Source organism: Streptomyces piniterrae (assembly GCF_005048155.1).
GTDB classification, from domain to species: domain Bacteria; phylum Actinomycetota; class Actinomycetes; order Streptomycetales; family Streptomycetaceae; genus Streptomyces; species Streptomyces piniterrae.
In genome coordinates, this window is record NZ_SUMB01000008.1 from 377,810 (window position 1) to 392,167 (window position 14,358).

11 protein-coding genes and 1 pseudogene are annotated in these 14,358 nt (G+C 69.9%); 6 read left to right on the top strand and 6 right to left on the bottom strand.

Features of this window, described 5'->3' with window-relative positions; genetic code table 11:
* Nucleotides 1-133: 133 nt before the first annotated feature.
* Complete coding sequence (locus FCH28_RS24060) at nt 134-1,108, top strand: helix-turn-helix transcriptional regulator (protein WP_136742174.1); 975 nt, start codon at nt 134-136, stop codon at nt 1,106-1,108.
* Nucleotides 1,109-1,320: 212 nt separating this feature from the next.
* Here the strand turns inward: FCH28_RS24060 and FCH28_RS24065 are convergent.
* Nucleotides 1,321-1,977 (bottom strand): annotated as a pseudogene (locus tag FCH28_RS24065) (class I SAM-dependent methyltransferase); the annotation flags it as partial.
* Between the two features lie 28 nt (nt 1,978-2,005).
* On the opposite strand from FCH28_RS24065, the gene pdxR reads away from it, so the two are divergent.
* On the top strand, nt 2,006-3,511 hold the full coding sequence (gene pdxR, locus FCH28_RS24070) for a MocR-like pyridoxine biosynthesis transcription factor PdxR (RefSeq protein WP_246103115.1): 1,506 nt from the start codon (nt 2,006-2,008) through the stop codon (nt 3,509-3,511).
* 57 nt (nt 3,512-3,568) lie between these two features.
* On the opposite strand, the gene FCH28_RS24075 is transcribed toward pdxR, so the two are convergent.
* On the bottom strand, nt 3,569-4,051 hold the full coding sequence (locus FCH28_RS24075; RefSeq protein ID WP_136742175.1) for a nuclear transport factor 2 family protein: 483 nt from the start codon (nt 4,049-4,051) through the stop codon (nt 3,569-3,571).
* 171 nt (nt 4,052-4,222) lie between these two features.
* On the opposite strand from FCH28_RS24075, the gene FCH28_RS24080 reads away from it, so the two are divergent.
* From FCH28_RS24080 to FCH28_RS24090, 3 genes are all read left to right on the top strand, one after another.
* Nucleotides 4,223-4,783 carry a TetR/AcrR family transcriptional regulator gene (locus FCH28_RS24080; RefSeq protein ID WP_136742176.1) on the top strand — a complete coding sequence of 187 codons (561 nt, stop codon included), beginning with the start codon at nt 4,223-4,225 and terminating at the stop codon, nt 4,781-4,783.
* Nucleotides 4,784-4,959: 176 nt separating this feature from the next.
* Nucleotides 4,960-5,571 (top strand): carbonic anhydrase, encoded by a 612-nt coding sequence (locus FCH28_RS24085; RefSeq protein WP_136742177.1) that lies wholly within the window; start codon nt 4,960-4,962, stop codon nt 5,569-5,571.
* Between the two features lie 110 nt (nt 5,572-5,681).
* Nucleotides 5,682-7,187 (top strand): SulP family inorganic anion transporter, encoded by a 1,506-nt coding sequence (locus FCH28_RS24090; RefSeq protein ID WP_136742178.1) that lies wholly within the window; start codon nt 5,682-5,684, stop codon nt 7,185-7,187.
* Nucleotides 7,188-7,191: 4 nt separating this feature from the next.
* Here FCH28_RS24090 and rocD read toward each other — a convergent pair whose 3' ends face one another.
* Both rocD and ddaH read right to left on the bottom strand, forming a co-directional pair.
* On the bottom strand, nt 7,192-8,463 hold the full coding sequence (gene rocD / locus FCH28_RS24095; protein ID WP_246103117.1) for an ornithine--oxo-acid transaminase: 1,272 nt from the start codon (nt 8,461-8,463) through the stop codon (nt 7,192-7,194).
* Nucleotides 8,463-9,341, bottom strand: coding sequence for a dimethylargininase (gene ddaH / locus FCH28_RS24100; RefSeq protein WP_425471982.1), 879 nt, complete (start codon nt 9,339-9,341; stop codon nt 8,463-8,465). The genes rocD and ddaH overlap by 1 nt, the downstream gene beginning before the upstream one ends.
* A 31-nt stretch (nt 9,342-9,372) precedes the next feature.
* On the opposite strand from ddaH, the gene FCH28_RS38705 reads away from it, so the two are divergent.
* The gene (locus FCH28_RS38705) at nt 9,373-9,564 is read left to right on the top strand and encodes a pentapeptide repeat-containing protein (protein ID WP_246103119.1); all 192 of its coding nucleotides are present in this window, start codon (nt 9,373-9,375) and stop codon (nt 9,562-9,564) included.
* A 237-nt stretch (nt 9,565-9,801) separates the two neighbouring features.
* On the opposite strand, the gene FCH28_RS24105 is transcribed toward FCH28_RS38705, so the two are convergent.
* Together FCH28_RS24105 and FCH28_RS24110 are read right to left on the bottom strand one after the other, a co-directional pair.
* Entirely contained in the window at nt 9,802-10,299 is a 498-nt protein-coding gene (locus FCH28_RS24105; protein ID WP_136742179.1) for an Lrp/AsnC family transcriptional regulator, read from the bottom strand.
* 67 nt (nt 10,300-10,366) lie between these two features.
* The gene (locus tag FCH28_RS24110; protein WP_136742180.1) at nt 10,367-14,350 is read right to left on the bottom strand and encodes a S1 family peptidase; all 3,984 of its coding nucleotides are present in this window, start codon (nt 14,348-14,350) and stop codon (nt 10,367-10,369) included.
* Between the last annotated feature and the right edge of the window lie 8 nt (nt 14,351-14,358).

A 14,358-nucleotide genomic window follows, 5' to 3' on the forward strand; every position in this document is an offset into this window, starting at 1 on the left:
TCAGCCCGTAACGGAGATACAGAGGCCGATTATGCTGGTGTTCCAGCTACCCCCATATTGCTGTCAGGCGCCCGAACACCGGCCGCAGGTACGGTGCACATACGGGCGCGGTGGCACATACGGGGCGGTTGCGATGGCTGAATCTGACTACGACTCTGACTACGACTCGGACGCTCAACCTGGCTCCGACCAGGGGCGACGGCGGGCGCTCGCGGAGTTCCTGCGGTCCCGTCGGGAGCGGATCACGCCGAGTGACGCGGGCATCCCCGCCGGGCCCCGGCGCCGTACCCCCGGCCTGCGGCGCGAGGAGGTCGCCCAGCTCTCCGGTGTCAGTGTGACCTGGTACACCTGGTTGGAGCAGGCACGGGACATCACCGTCAGCCGGCAGGTCCTCACGAGCCTGGCGCGCGCCCTGATGCTGACCTCCGTCGAACGCCGTCATCTGTTCGCGCTGGCCGGCGAACGGCCGCCGGAGCAGCCCGCGGGGCGGGGCCCGGGGCTCGCGCTGCAACGGCTGGTCGACGCGCTCGAACCGCACCCCGCCTACCTCCTGGACGCCAACTGGGATTTGGTGGGCTGGAACCGTGCCGAGGCGGGCCTGATCGGCGACCCGGCGGAGCTGGCACCGTCCGAACGCAACCTGATCTGGCTGGTGTTCATGGATCCTGCGATGCGTACGCTGCTGGCGGACTGGCCAGGGCAGGCCCGGAACCTGCTGGCGCAGTTCCGGGCGGACGCGCGGGACCGCGTTGGCGAGCCGCGCTTCGAACGGCTCACGGGCGGGCTACGGCAGGCGAGCCCGGAGTTCGCCGCATGGTGGGACGCGCACGACATCGCGGAACTCAACAGCAGCCGCCGGGAGTTCGCGCATCCCCGGGTCGGGCTGCTCACCTTCGACTACGCGAAGCTGGCGGCCCTGGACGCGCCGGGCATCAAGTTGTTCGCCTGTATGCCGGCGGACGACGAAACGGCGCGAAAGCTGCCCGCGTTGCGGGAGTGCGCGACGGAGGCGGCTGCGGCGGCGCGTACAGGTGCGCCTACGGATGCGCCAGCCTCTCCCTCTCCCTCTCCCTCTCCCTTCACCGCCGTCGCCTTGAAGAACGTGTAGTGGAAGCTGCCGCCGTCCTCGGCTGATCGCCGCAGATCCGCGATCCCCCGGTCCCAGTCGGCCTCCGTGGTGAGCCCGGCGCGCAGCGCGTCCGCCCGGACCGCTTCGATCATGGCGATGAACGTCTTGCGGGTGAAACCGTCGACCAACGCGGGCCGGGTCCCGTCGGCGTAGACGGTACGCGGCCGTACCGCCACCTCGTCGAACCCCGCACCGGCCAGCAGTGGCTGCAACTCCCGCCCGATCAGCGCGTTCCCGCCGGCGGCGGACTGCAACCTGATCTGGTGCCCGATCACCGCGCGGGCGTCGGGGCTGTCGGGGTGGAACAGCGTCGACCCGTGATCCCCCTCGATCACGGTGAGCGTGCCGCCGGGCCGCAGCACGCGCCGCAGCTCGGCCAGTGCCCGCTCGACGTCGTCCAGGTGCTCCAGTACGAAGCAGGCGAATACATGGTCGTACGCCGCGTCGGCGAACGGCAGGCCGTACAGGTCGGCGCGGCGCCACTCCACCTGTGCGTCCGGGGCCTGCGCGGCCACGTACGCGCGGGCCTGCGCGAGCGACTCGGCGGATCGGTCGACGGCGACGATGCGGGCGCCCGGACTGGCCTTGACCAGGTGCACGGTCTGCGCGCCGACGCCACAGCCGATCTCCAGCACCCGGCTGCCGGCGGGGTACGCAGTGCCGGCGTGCAGCAGCGCCGCGAGGGTGTCCGCCTGATCGCCCAACCGGCGCGCCTCATGGTCCGAGTAGCCGTGGACGTAGGCGGTGCTCGCCGCCGACTCGCGAATCCCTGCCGACTCGCCGACCTCCGCCGACTCGCGGAGCCCTGCCAACTCCCCGCCCGCCGCCGCCTTGTTTGTGTCATCCATGAGTTCAGGGTGTCGCCACAATGGTCCGGTGGACAGGTCCAAAGACGATGACTCTCACAGGGCCATAACCGCCCCCGGAGCCGACTTCCTGCAACTGAACATCGCCGACGCGCCCACGGGTGGGCGCTCCGACTGGCTGGCCCGGCAACTACGGCAGGCGATCTCCGACGGCCGCCTCCCGGTCGGGAGCAAGCTGCCCGCCACCCGATCACTCGCCGCTGACCTGCGCATATCTCGTGGCGTCGTCACCGAGGCGTATCAACGGCTCACCGAGGACGGGCATGTCGTCGGGCGCGGGCGGAGCGGCACCATCGTCGTCGCAGCGCCCGTCGCCGCGCCCATCGAGGCCCCGACAGCATCGCGCCCGCCCCGCCCGGCCGATGCTCCTCCGGCGAGCGCGCTCTACGCTTCCCCGCCCGGCCCGGACATCTTCGACGCGCTCCGGACGGCACCCGCCCGGATCGATCTGTCGCCCGGGGTGCCCGATCTGGCGGCGTTCCCGCGAGCGGCGTGGCTGCGCGCCGAACGCGCAGTGTTCGGGGACCTTTCGGCCGCCGATTTCGGATACGGAGATCCGCGCGGGGCGCCGGCGCTGCGGCTGGCCGTCGTGAACTGGCTGGCCCGCAATCGAGGCATCAGGGCGGACCCGAGCGAGGTGCTCATCGTCGCCGGGACCGCCCAGGCGCTCGGCCTGATCGCCCGGGTGCTCCGGGACGACGGCGTCGAAGCGATCGCCGTGGAGGAGCCCGGATCGCTCGGGGCCCGTCAGCATCTGGGCAATGGGCAGCTGGCGACGGTGCCGGTCCCGGTCGACGGGGAGGGCATACGCGTCGACGCGTTGCGGGCCAGCGGCGCCCCGGCCGCCCTGCTCACCCCGGCACATCAGTTCCCGATGGGGGTGGTGCTCGGCGGCGGCAGGCGGCGTGAGCTGATGCGTTGGGCCGGCGAGGGTGGGTTGATCGTCGAGGACGACTACGACGCCGAGCATCGCTACGACCGCCCGCCGGTTCCCGCCCTGCGCGCCATGCTCGCCGACCGGGTCTGTTACACCGGCAGCGTCTCCAAACTCCTCGCCCCGGCGCTGAGGGTGGGGTGGCTGCTCGCACCGCCGAAATACCGGGACGCCCTCGTCGACGCCAAGCGGTTCGCCGACCTCGGCAATGCCGTACTGCCGCAGTTGGTCCTGGCCCGGCTGATGGAATCCGGCGAGCTGGAACGCCGGCTGCGCCTGCTGCGACGACGTCACCGCCGCCGTCGGGACGCCATGATCGAGGCGATCCGTACGCACCTGCCGGGGGCGACGGTGCACGGCGCGGCCGCCGGCCTGCACCTGACGATCACCTTCGAACGCGGCCTCTCTGATACGGACCTGGCCGCTGCGGCCCTCACCAAAGGGGTGAAGGTCCAGCCCCTGTCCTGGCACAGCCAGCGCCCGCACCCGCCCGGACTGGTCCTCGGCTACGCGGCGCGGACGCCCGCCGACCTCGCCGAGGGCATCGCTCTCCTCGGCGAGGTCCTGCGACGCCGGATGTGACAGCGCCTGCGACACCGGCATTGGGCATCCTGTGACACCGGCATCGGGGATCCCCGGTCAACGGACCGGCAGCAGAAGTCCCTTCTCGGATTCCGGGCGTGGGCCGAAGATGCGCCGTTCCGACTCCGTGATGGCGACGTCGTGGATGCCGGCCTCGCGGCGGCGCATCAGGCCGTCGTCCGTGAACTCCCAGAGCTCGTTGCCGTAGCTGCGCCACCACTGGCCGGTCGCGTCGTGGCTCTCGTACTGGAAGCGCACCGCGATCCGGTTGCCCGTGTACGACCAGAGTTCCTTGCGCAGGGCGTAGTCGAGCTCCCTGGCCCACTTCGCGCGCAGGAACTCCACGATGGCGGGGCGGCCGGTGACGAAGGTGTCCCGGTTCCGCCAGACGGAGTCCTCGGTGTACGCGAGGGCGACCCGCTCCGGATCGCGGGTGTTCCAGGCGTCCTCCGCGGCCTGCACCTTCGCGAGTGCGGATGCTTCGTCGAACGGGGGGAACGGCGGCCTTGGTGTGTGGGGAGGGGTGGACGTGGCAGACATGGCGGGCTCCTGGTGGTGCTCGGTGTCGTGATCGACCGATGAGGAGAACGTTCGTTCTCCTCGTGTCCGGTAGTGTAGAGAACGTTCGTTCTCGTGCCAAGTGGGGGGTGCGGGAAGGCGCCGGATCGATCGTCTGGATCATCTGGATCGTGCCGAGGAGGGAGAGGCGCAGTGGACCAGGAGGAAGCGCGCTCACGGGTGCTCGACGCCGCGGAGCGGCTGTTCTACGACCGGGGGATCCAGGCCGTCGGCATGGACGAGCTGCGGACGGCCGCCGGGGTGTCGCTGAAGCGGCTCTACCAGTGCTTCCCGTCCAAGAACGAGCTGGTCGAGGCGTATCTGCAACGCCGCGACGCCCGGTGGCGCAGCGAGCTCGCCGAGTACGTCGCCGAGCATGCCGGCGCGCCCGAGGACCGGCCGCTGGCGCTCTTCGACTGGCTGCACACCTGGTTCGCCGCCCCCGGTTTCCGCGGCTGCGCCTTCATCAACTCCTTCGGCGAGCTCGGCCCGACCTCGGACGGGGTCGCCTGTGTCGCCCGGGACCACAAGCTGGCGCTGCATGCCTACGTGACCGAACTCGTCCAGGGGCTGAAGGTCGGCGATCCGGCGGGCCTGGCAGGGCAGTTGGTGCTGCTGGTCGACGGTGCGATCACCACCGCCGCGCTGACCGGCGACCCGGAGGCGGCACGGAACGCACGCACGGCGGCGGCGACGCTGCTGGCGGCCCGATAGAGGGAGTCCGATAGAGAAAGTCCGATGGGGGAGTCCGACAGCGGGAGCAGCCCGCGCTTCAGCTCCGCTTCAGGATCGCTGCGTCATGGTGTGCCGCAGGCGCTCGCCGAGTGCCGTAACACCTCTTGACCCGACCACACCACGCGCCCGCGAGGGCGAGTAGGAGGCAGGCCACCATGCAGCAACTCACCGCGTACGCCCGTTCCTTCGAGAGCCGTTGCGCGGAGCGCGGCGAGGACTTCGACAGGCTGGGGGCCGGGCAGTCGCCGCAGGCTCTCTTCATCACCTGTTCCGATTCGCGTGTCGTGCCGGCGCTCATCACCGGGGCGGGCCCCGGCGACCTGTTCGAGCTGCGTACCGCGGGCAACATCGTCCCCGAGTACCGCCAGGAGCAGCCCGCGGGGGAGACCGCGACCATCGAGTACGCGGTGCGGGTGCTGGGCGTACGGCACATCGTCGTCTGCGGGCACTCCCACTGCGGCGCGGTCGGCGCCATGGTGCGTGACGACGACCTGAGCGGTGTGCCCGCCGTCCAGGGCTGGCTGGCGGCGGCCGCGCCGGAGCAGTCGCGCGGTACGGGAGCGGGCGCGGCGGGCGGCGGTTCGCCGGAGCTCGCCGAGGCCGTGCAGCGGCATGCGCTGGTGCAGGGCGAGCGGCTGCGGGCCTATCCGTGTGTGGCGGAGGCGATGGCCGAGGGGCGGCTCTCGCTCGATGTCTGGTTCTACGAGGTGCATACGGGGGCGGTGCGCGGCTACCGGCCGGAGGTGCGGGAGTTCCAGCGGTTGTAGGCAGGCGCGGCCGTCGACAGCTCCGCGGGGCACGGCCCCGTCACCGCACGCCTCACCCTTCCGCACACCTCACCCATCCGCTCGCCGCTGCCTCCAGGAACCGGAGTTCCATGCTTCCCGCACTTGAACGCGTCACATCCAAGTTCCCGGCGCTCAGTCCCACCGCGCTGCGCCACGATGTGCTCGCCTCGCTCGTCGTCTTTCTCGTCGCCGTCCCGTTGTGTGTCGGTGTCGCCGTCGCGTCCGGTGTGCCCGCCGAACTCGGGCTGGTCACCGGCATCGTCGGCGGTCTCGTCGTCGGCTGTCTGCCGGGCAGTTCGTTCCAGGTCAGCGGTCCCGCGGCCGGCCTGACGGTGCTGGTCCACGAGGCGGTGCGGGAGTTCGGGCTCGCCTCGCTCGGCGCCATCGTGCTCGCCGCCGGGCTGCTTCAGCTGGTCCTCGGCGCGCTGCGCTGCGGGCGGTGGTTCCGGGCGATATCCGTCGCCGTCGTCCAGGGAATGCTGGCCGGCATCGGCCTCATCCTCATCCTCGGTCAGGTCTACGCGATGGCCGACGCCGACCAGCCCGGCAGCGGACTCGGGAAGATCGCCGGGCTGCCCGGCCTCGCCGCGCGGATCGCCGGCCGGCCCGAGGCCCTCGCGGCATTCGCCGTCGGTGCGGGCACCTTCGGCCTGCTCGTGCTGTGGAAGCGGCTGCCGGCGAAGGTACGGATGGTGCCGGGGCCGCTCGCGGCCATCGGCGTGGCCACGGTTGCGACGGCGGCCTTCGGGCTGCCCGTGGCGAAGGTCGAGGTGCGGGGCCTGCTGGAGGCCATCCAGCCGCCCGGCCTCGGCGAACTCGCCGGGCTCGGCCAACTGTCCGTTATCGGCACCGTGCTCGCCTTCGCCCTCATCGCCTCCGCGGAGTCGCTGTTCAGCGCGGCCGCGGTGGATCGGATGGCCGAGGGGGCGCGTACCGACTACGACAAGGAGTTGATGGCGCAGGGCGCGGGCAACGCGGTGTGCGGGGTGCTCGGCGCGCTGCCGATGACCGCGGTGATCGTACGCAGCGCGGCCAACGTCCAGGCCGGGGCGCGGACGAAGGCGTCGCGGGTGTTGCACGGCGTCTGGCTGCTGGTCTTCGCGGTGCTGCTGCCGGCCGCCCTCGGCGTGGTCCCGCTCGCCGCGCTCGCGGCCGTCCTGGTGCACGCCGGGGTGAAGCTGGTGCCGGCGCGGCAGCTGCCGCAGCTGTGGCGGGAGCACCGAGGCGAGGCGGTGATCCTCGGGGTGACCGCGGGCGCCATCGTCTTCACCAACATGTTCGAGGGCGTGCTGCTGGGGCTGCTGCTGTCGGTCGTGAAGTCCGCCTGGGAGACGTCCCAAGTGCAGGTCGACGTAAGGGAGTTGACCGGTGGGCGCACTGTCGTGACGCTCCGCGGCAATGCGACCTTCCTGCGGCTGCCGAAGATCCTGGACGCGCTGGAGGCGCTGCCCCAGGACACGCCCGTCGAGCTGGATCTGACCGAGCTGCGGCATCTCGATCATGCGTGCCGCACCGCCCTCGACGGCTGGGCGGCACAGCACAACGGGGCGAGGGAGGACGGGGCGCCGAGCCCCGTCTCCCGCTCGCGCGCCTGAGCGCCTACCCCAGCGCCCGCTCCAACCCCGCCAGCGCCGACTCCAGTTCCTCCGCCGTGATGGTCAGCGGCGGGGCGAGGCGGATGGTGGAGCCGTGGGTGTCCTTGACCAGGATGCCCTCGCGAAGGAGGCGTTCGCTGATCTCGCGGCCGGTGCCCAGCGCGGGGTCGATGTCGACACCGGCCCACAGGCCACGGGCCCGGAAACCGGTGACGCCCTTGCCGGTCAGGGCGGTCAGGCCGGTACGCAGGACCTCGCCCAGTTCGGCGGCGCGGCGCTGGAACTCGCCGGTGGCGAGGAGGTCGATGACGGCCGAACCCACCGCGGCGGAGAGCGGGTTGCCGCCGAAGGTGGAGCCGTGCTGACCGGGCCCGATCACGCTGAGGACCTCGCGCCGGGCGACGACCGCGGAGACCGGGACGATGCCGCCGCCGAGCGCCTTGCCGAGGAGCAGGACGTCCGGGAGGACGGACTCGTGGTCGACGGCGAGGGTGCTGCCGGTGCGCCCCAGGCCGGACTGGATCTCGTCGGCGATGAACAGGCACCCGGCCCGCCGGGTCAGTTCGCGTACGCCGGTGAGGTAGCCGTCGTCGGGGATGTTGACGCCCGCCTCGCCCTGGATGGGCTCGATGAGGACGGCGGCCGTCGTCTCGTCCACGGCCGCTTCGAGAGCGGCCAGGTCGTTGTAGGGGACGACGCGGAAGCCGGGCGTGAAGGGGCCGAAGCCGGCGCGGGCCGTCTCGTCGTTGGAGAAGCCGATGATCGTGGTCGTACGGCCGTGGAAGTTGTCGGCGGCCACGACGATGGTGGCCTGGCCGTCCGGGACGCCCTTGACGTCGTATGCCCATTTGCGGGCGACCTTGATGCCGCTCTCGACCGCCTCGGCGCCGGTGTTCATCGGCAGCACCATGTCGAGGCCGGTCAGCTCGGCCAGTCCCTCGGCGAAGCCGGCGAGGCGGTCGTTGTGGAAGGCGCGGGAGGTGAGGGTGAGCTGGTCGAGCTGGCGGTGTGCGGCCTCGATCAGTGCCGGGTGGCGGTGGCCGAAGTTGAGGGCCGAGTAGCCGGCCAGCATGTCGAGATAGCGGCGTCCCTCGACGTCCTCGACCCAGACGCCCTCGGCGCGGGCGACGACCACCGGCAGCGGGTGGTAGTTGTGCGCCAGGACCGGTCCCTCGGCACGGATCAGCTCGGCCGAGGAGCGGGGCGCGGCGTCGGGTGCGGCGGCGGGCGAGCCGACGCGGGCGGCGGCGGGGGCGGTACGGGTGGGAGCGGTCATCAGCGGATCTCCTGGGTGCAGCACTTGATGCCGCCGCCGGCCTTGTGGAACTCCGAAAGGTCGACGGGGACGGGGACGTAACCACGGTGGGTGAGCTGGTCGATGAGGCCGACGGCCCCAGGGGCGATGAAGACATGACGGCCGTCGGAGACGGAGTTGAGGCCGAACGCCATCGCGTCGTCCCGGCTGGCGATCACCGCGTCCGGGAACAGCCGGCGCAGCACGGCGCGGCTGCCGGGGGAGAACGCGTCGGGGTAGTAGGCGATATTCGCCCTGCCCGTCGCCGCATTCGCCCCGCCCGTCGCCGGCGTCCCCTGCGTTGCCGCCGTCTCCTCCGTCGTCGTCTCGCCCTCGTCCAGGACGAACAGCGCGGTGTCCAGGTGGTAGAAGTACGGGTCCACCAGCTGGAGCCCGATCGTCGGCACGCCGAAGAACTCCTGCACCTCGGCATGCGCCTCGCGGGTGGTGCGGAAGCCGGTCCCGGCCAGGATGTGGCGTCCGGCGGGGACGAGGTCGCCCTCGCCCTCGCAGAGCGACTCCGGCCGGTAGACGTCGTATCCCGCCGCCTTGAACCAGGTCTCGTACTCGGCGGATTCCGGCCGCCGCTGGGGCGCCTGGAAGTACGACCCGAAGACCCGGCCGCCGACGACGAGCGCCGAGTTCGCCGCGAACACCATGTCCGGCAGACCCGGTACGGGGGCCACGGTCTCCACCGTGTGGCCGTGCTCGCGGTACGCGCTGACCAGCGCCTCCCACTGGCGGCCCGCTCGAGCCGTATCGACCGGTGTGTCCTCGCGCATCCAGGGGTTGATCGAGTACTGGACCTCGAAGTGCCGGGGCTCGCAGAGTAGGTAGCGCCGGGGAGTCGGCGCGGGCACGCGGATGTTCGGGAGGAGAGCGGCAGGCGCGGTGCTGATCGGGACGGTACTGATCGGGGCGGTGCTGATCGGGGCGGTGCTGATCGGGGCGGGGCTGACCGGCACAGGGCTCGCCGGCGCGGGACTGACCGGCGTGGTGCTCACCGGTACGGGGCTCATCGGCACACTCGTCGACACAGAAATATCCCTCGCTTCCTGCGATGGCATGCCCGACGTGCGGTGACTCGTGGTGACGCACGGTGACATGCAATGAGGTGACCGGTTGTCACTGATCGTGACCCGGGGTGCAGATCAACGGTAAGGACCGACCGATTCCGGTCACAAGAAAGAACCGCTGCTTAGCTGCGCAGGAATGCTGCGTAATGGAGGGGATTGCCGCAGGTTTGCTGCGTCAGATTCGCCGGTCGCTCCGCGTCACCCCGCGTTGTCGCGCGTCCGGCGTAACCCGACCCGTCGGGTGTCAGCCCGCGTCGCCCGGGGCCGAGGACTGGCGGGCGCCGGCCTCCGGGCTGTCCGGCAGCAGGTGGGACAGCACCATGTAGCTGATCGTCTTGCGGATGAACGGCTCGGTCCTGATCCGCTCCAGCACCTCCTCGAAGTGCTCGACGTCGGCCGCCCGGACATGCAGCAGCGCATCCGCGCCCCCGGTGACGGTCATCGCCGCCGCGATCTCCGGGTGGTTGCGCACGACCTCCGCCAGTCGGCGCGGCGGCGCCGCGCTGTCGCAGTACACCTCGACATACGCCTCGGTGAGCCACCCCAGGGCGGCGGGCCGGACGGTGGCGGTGAACCCCGTGATGACGTTGTTCTCCCGCATCCGGTCGACCCGGCGCTTGACCGCGGTCGCCGACAGACCGACGGCCGTACCGATCTCCGCGAAACTCGCCCGCCCGTTGTCGATCAGCGCCGCAACGATCTTGCGGTCCAGTTCGTCGAACGGCGCGGCCTTATTGGTCATGACGGGCGGCCTTTCCAGTCGTCGGAGTTGCCCAACGGTAGCGGTGGCGCAGGCCGGGCTCGATTGGTCAGGCGGTTCGATTAAGGATGATGTCCACCAGCCGCTGTTCCAGCCAGGCCTCCACAGGGTCGTAGCCTCCGGCTCGGAGGAAGTCCTGGTACTGAGGCGGGATCTCCGCCAGGATCGAAGAGCGATCTGAGGCGGCCCGCTGTTCGGTGAAGGCTTGTAGGGCGTCGGCGAGCTTCTTCCCGAGGGCGATGTCCTCGCCTGTCGCTTGGCGGGCGTAGATCGCAGTTCCGCAATCACGGTCGCGGAGCGCCACGGGGACACCGTCGGGGATATCGAGAGGTTGGCCGCTTTCTGCGCCGTGCCACGGGCAGGCGAGCGCCACCACGTAGGTGCACCAGCTCACGAAGGAGTCGAGTGGTACGGAGGTCACTTCCCAGCCCCAGTCGATCACACAGCCGCAGTCCTGCCTGAGGGGCGTCCAGTGGATCTCGGGTGAGAGCTCTTCCGGAAGCTCCTCGAACGGTTCATCGAGTAATTCGGCGGCGTGGACGGCGTCCGCATGATTGTCGATAGCTCGGGCGAGGTCGGACGAGAAGGCGTCGGGATGGGAGCGGGCAAGGCTAGCGAAGATTTCGACGGCTTGGGCACTCGGCGCCACTGCTTCGTCCAGCCGACCTGCCCGGCGCAACATGACTGACTGGTTGCCGAGCGCACCAGCGAAGTTGGGCAGGAAGGCGTCGGGGTGGCGAGCTGCGAGCTCTTGCAGGATCGCGACGGCTTCGGTTATGGCCTCCAAAGCCTCCTCGATCCGCATGAGTTCACCCATGTGGGCTGACTGATTGGTTAGAGCTTTGGCGAGGTCGGGCAGATAAGCGTCCGGCTGCCCATCACTCAGCTTCCGAAAGATCTGTACGGAATCGTCGGCTGCAGCCAAGGATTCTTGTGCCTTCCCCATGCGTTGCAGCCGATTAGACTGGTTGTTGAGCGATCCGGCAAGGCGCGGAAGGAAGAGATCGGGGTGCATTTCTGCCAGATTGGCAAAGATCCCGACTGCTTCGGAGTTCGCCTCCAGAGCTTCCTCGTCGCGGTCGGTCGCGCCCAGCGCAGATGATTTGGTGACAAGGGACGAGGCAAGCTCTGGAAGGAAGAAATCCGGCGATACTTCGGCTAGTTTGCGATAAAGAGTGACAGCGTCGCAGCTTGCGGCCAGAGCTCCCTCCCCGTTGCCGTTGATCTTCAACATCGTGGCTTGATTGGTGAGTGCTGCGGCTAGAGCGGGCTCGAACGCCTCCGGATGGCCCTTTGCCAGCCGACGCCGAATCGCAACTGATTCTGTGATCGTTTCCAATGCCTTTCGGCGATGGCCCAGTTCCCTTAGCAGCAATGACTGATTGCTGAGGGCAGCGGCGAGCCTGGGCAGGAAGGCATCGGGACGTTCGTCGGCAAACTCCCTGGAAACGCACGTCGACTCGTTGATTGCAGCAAGGGATTCCTCGCGCAGCCCGAGGATGCTGAGGCCCTGTGACTGATTGTCCAGGGCCAGAGCGAGGCCGATGCCGCAGTCGACATCCCCGGGGTTGGCTGTCACCAGTTGGCGGAAGATGTGGACAGCCCAACAACTCGTACGTACTGCTGCTTCTCCGTGTCCCAGTTCGTTTAAAGCGGATGCTTGATTGATGAGGGATGTGGCGAGCGCGGGAACGAAGGCCTGAGGATTGTCCTGAGAGAGGTCATGAAAGATTGCTACGGCCTCGGTGGCGGCCTCCAGGGACTCTGCTCGCCTACCCACCTTGCTCAAGCTGTTCGAGTGATTGGCCAGGACACGGGCGAGTTTGGGGCGCAGCTTTTCAGGGCGTTCCGCTGCCAGGCGTCGCAGAAGCTCTACGGCTTCGTCGGTTGCCGCCAGTGATTCCGCGCGGCGGCCGAGGTCGCCCAAACGGATCGAGTGGTCGCTTAACCATGAGCACAGCCGCTCCTTGTCGTCCGTCCCGCGACAGACGTCGACGAGACGGCTGGTCATTCCGGCCGCGATTTTGGCCAGCACATGGGTATCGCCAGGGAACCAGGCGTACACCGTCTCAAGCTGCTCTGCGGAATCCTTCAAACCAGCAACCAGAGCTTCCAGCGCCTGCACCAGCACCGTCGGTGACTCGACACGGGTGGCGGCTTCGACGGCGACATGGCCGAGTGCCATCGGGTGTTCCGCAATGCCGTGGATCAGATGGTCGGCTGCCGTGCCTCCGCGCGGGCGGGCAGCAGCCCGGGCCAACAGCGTGACGCCATGGCGGCGTTGATCGATGCCTGATGTCACCAGCACCTTGGTGGCCAGGCGCGCTTCCTGGCCGAGGGCGTGGATGATGTAGTGCTCGGCCAGTGGATCGGGCTGCAGGGTGCCCCAGTAGGCATCGCCGGATGCGGTAGGCGGATACAGGTCATGGATCCATTCAGCCAGCGCACGGCGGTCTTGCTCGGCCCCATCACCACGCAGGCCTGGCAGCTGGGCGAGGATCTCCAGGGCCGCGGTGCGTGGAGTCGGCCCGCAGAGCTGGGCAGCCAGCATCGCAAGGGGACGAAGACGGTCCAGGCCCAGGTTGCGGCGCTCGGCGACTCGGTCCCAGTAGCGGCGCTCATGTGTGAGCAGAACCTGCTCAGGGGACTGCTCAGAATCACGGGGCAGCAGCGAGGCGAGCGCGGCAATATGCATCGAGAGTGCCTGCCCTGCGGTGCTGGGCTGAGGGACGGCTAGCCCCTCGGCCGTCTGCTCCGTTTCGCCGCCGAGTCCTGCTTCGTCGCCGAGGCTGCGCAGGCCCTTGCGGAGCGCGCCGATGGCGTCCCGCCAGGCGGCGTCCTGTGCGGTGGGCGACTCGGCGAGTGCAGGCAGCACGAGTGGGCCCGCGCGGAGAGTGCCAGGCATCGCGGGAGAAGCGGAGTAAAGAGCGGTGAACCACTCGCCGGCTGCCCGAGCGAGCAGAAGGAGCCGAACGGGGTGCCGGGGCGGATGGGCAGCGAGGTGGTCGATGATCTCCTGGGCCAGCTCAGGGCGCGTCTCGGCATAATCAAGCACCAACAACACGGGGGCGGTACATCGCGACAGGGCGGTCAGCTGCTGGTCGGTGATAGCGGCGAGATCGGCGATCTGGCCGGTCGTCCAGTCCTCGGCACTCATCAGCTCATTGAGGCGACGCGCGAGACGGGACTTGCCCTGTCCGCCCGGTCCGGACACCAGCCACGCGGACAACTGCTCGGGCCCCTGGCACCAGTCCACCAGCGGCCGGAGGATGTCCTCGCGCCCGGTGAACGGGACCACCTCGTGTTCGGCACGGAGCAGAGCTGCCGGGGACGCAGGCAGCTGGGCGGGGTAGCAGGGCGAGAGCAGACCGGCCAGCTCCACTGCTTCCAGGCGTAGCGCGTGACCGGTGTGGCGCTCGACTACGCGGCGGAACCCGGTCTGGCCGGCGAGCGCCGCCAGCGGCACCGCGGTCAGTCTGCGCTGACCGAACGAGGGGGTGTCCCAAGCCACCACTCCGGCGAGTAACTCCCCGCACCACACGCCCGCTCCGGACATGCCCGACCAGCGGGAGGGGCGATCCGGGGCATGGTCGGGCCAGTTGTCCAGCCGCAGGTCCAGAAGCCGCTGCTTGCGGCGGGTCAGCGGATTGAGCCGGGCGGTGAGGTGTTCGGTGTCGCGCAACTGGTCAGGGCCTTCGAAGGCCCGCGTCGCATCAGGGAAGCCGACCGCCTCACACTCTGTCCCTGGGGCGGAGCTGATCAGCCGCCCGAACCGGACGGGGCGGTGCGCCACAGCATCGAATGTGGCGTCGGCGACCTCCACCAAGGCGGCATCCAGCAGGCCGTCACCGCGCCATACGACGCGGCCTTCCCGTAGGCCGTCGTCCGTGAGCAGCCGCACCCTCACCTCGTCGGACGGCACCGTGTGCGCCGCTGTGAGCAGCAGGCGTCCGGCGATCACATGGCCGGACCCCGCGATCCAGCCCGATCCGGAACTTCGGGACCAGACCTCCGCGACGGCATTGAGGTTCATGGGGCGCC

Coding starts and splice junctions, on each gene's coding strand:
- FCH28_RS24060 (WP_136742174.1), top strand. CDS start 134: ATGGCTGAATCTGACTACGACTCTGACTACGACTCGGACGCTCAACCT.
- FCH28_RS24090 (WP_136742178.1), top strand. CDS start 5,682: ATGCTTCCCGCACTTGAACGCGTCACATCCAAGTTCCCGGCGCTCAGT.
- FCH28_RS24110 (WP_136742180.1), bottom strand. CDS start 14,350: ATGAACCTCAATGCCGTCGCGGAGGTCTGGTCCCGAAGTTCCGGATCG.
- FCH28_RS24075 (WP_136742175.1), bottom strand. CDS start 4,051: ATGTCTGCCACGTCCACCCCTCCCCACACACCAAGGCCGCCGTTCCCC.
- FCH28_RS24085 (WP_136742177.1), top strand. CDS start 4,960: ATGCAGCAACTCACCGCGTACGCCCGTTCCTTCGAGAGCCGTTGCGCG.
- rocD (WP_246103117.1), bottom strand. CDS start 8,463: ATGACCGCTCCCACCCGTACCGCCCCCGCCGCCGCCCGCGTCGGCTCG.
- FCH28_RS24105 (WP_136742179.1), bottom strand. CDS start 10,299: ATGACCAATAAGGCCGCGCCGTTCGACGAACTGGACCGCAAGATCGTT.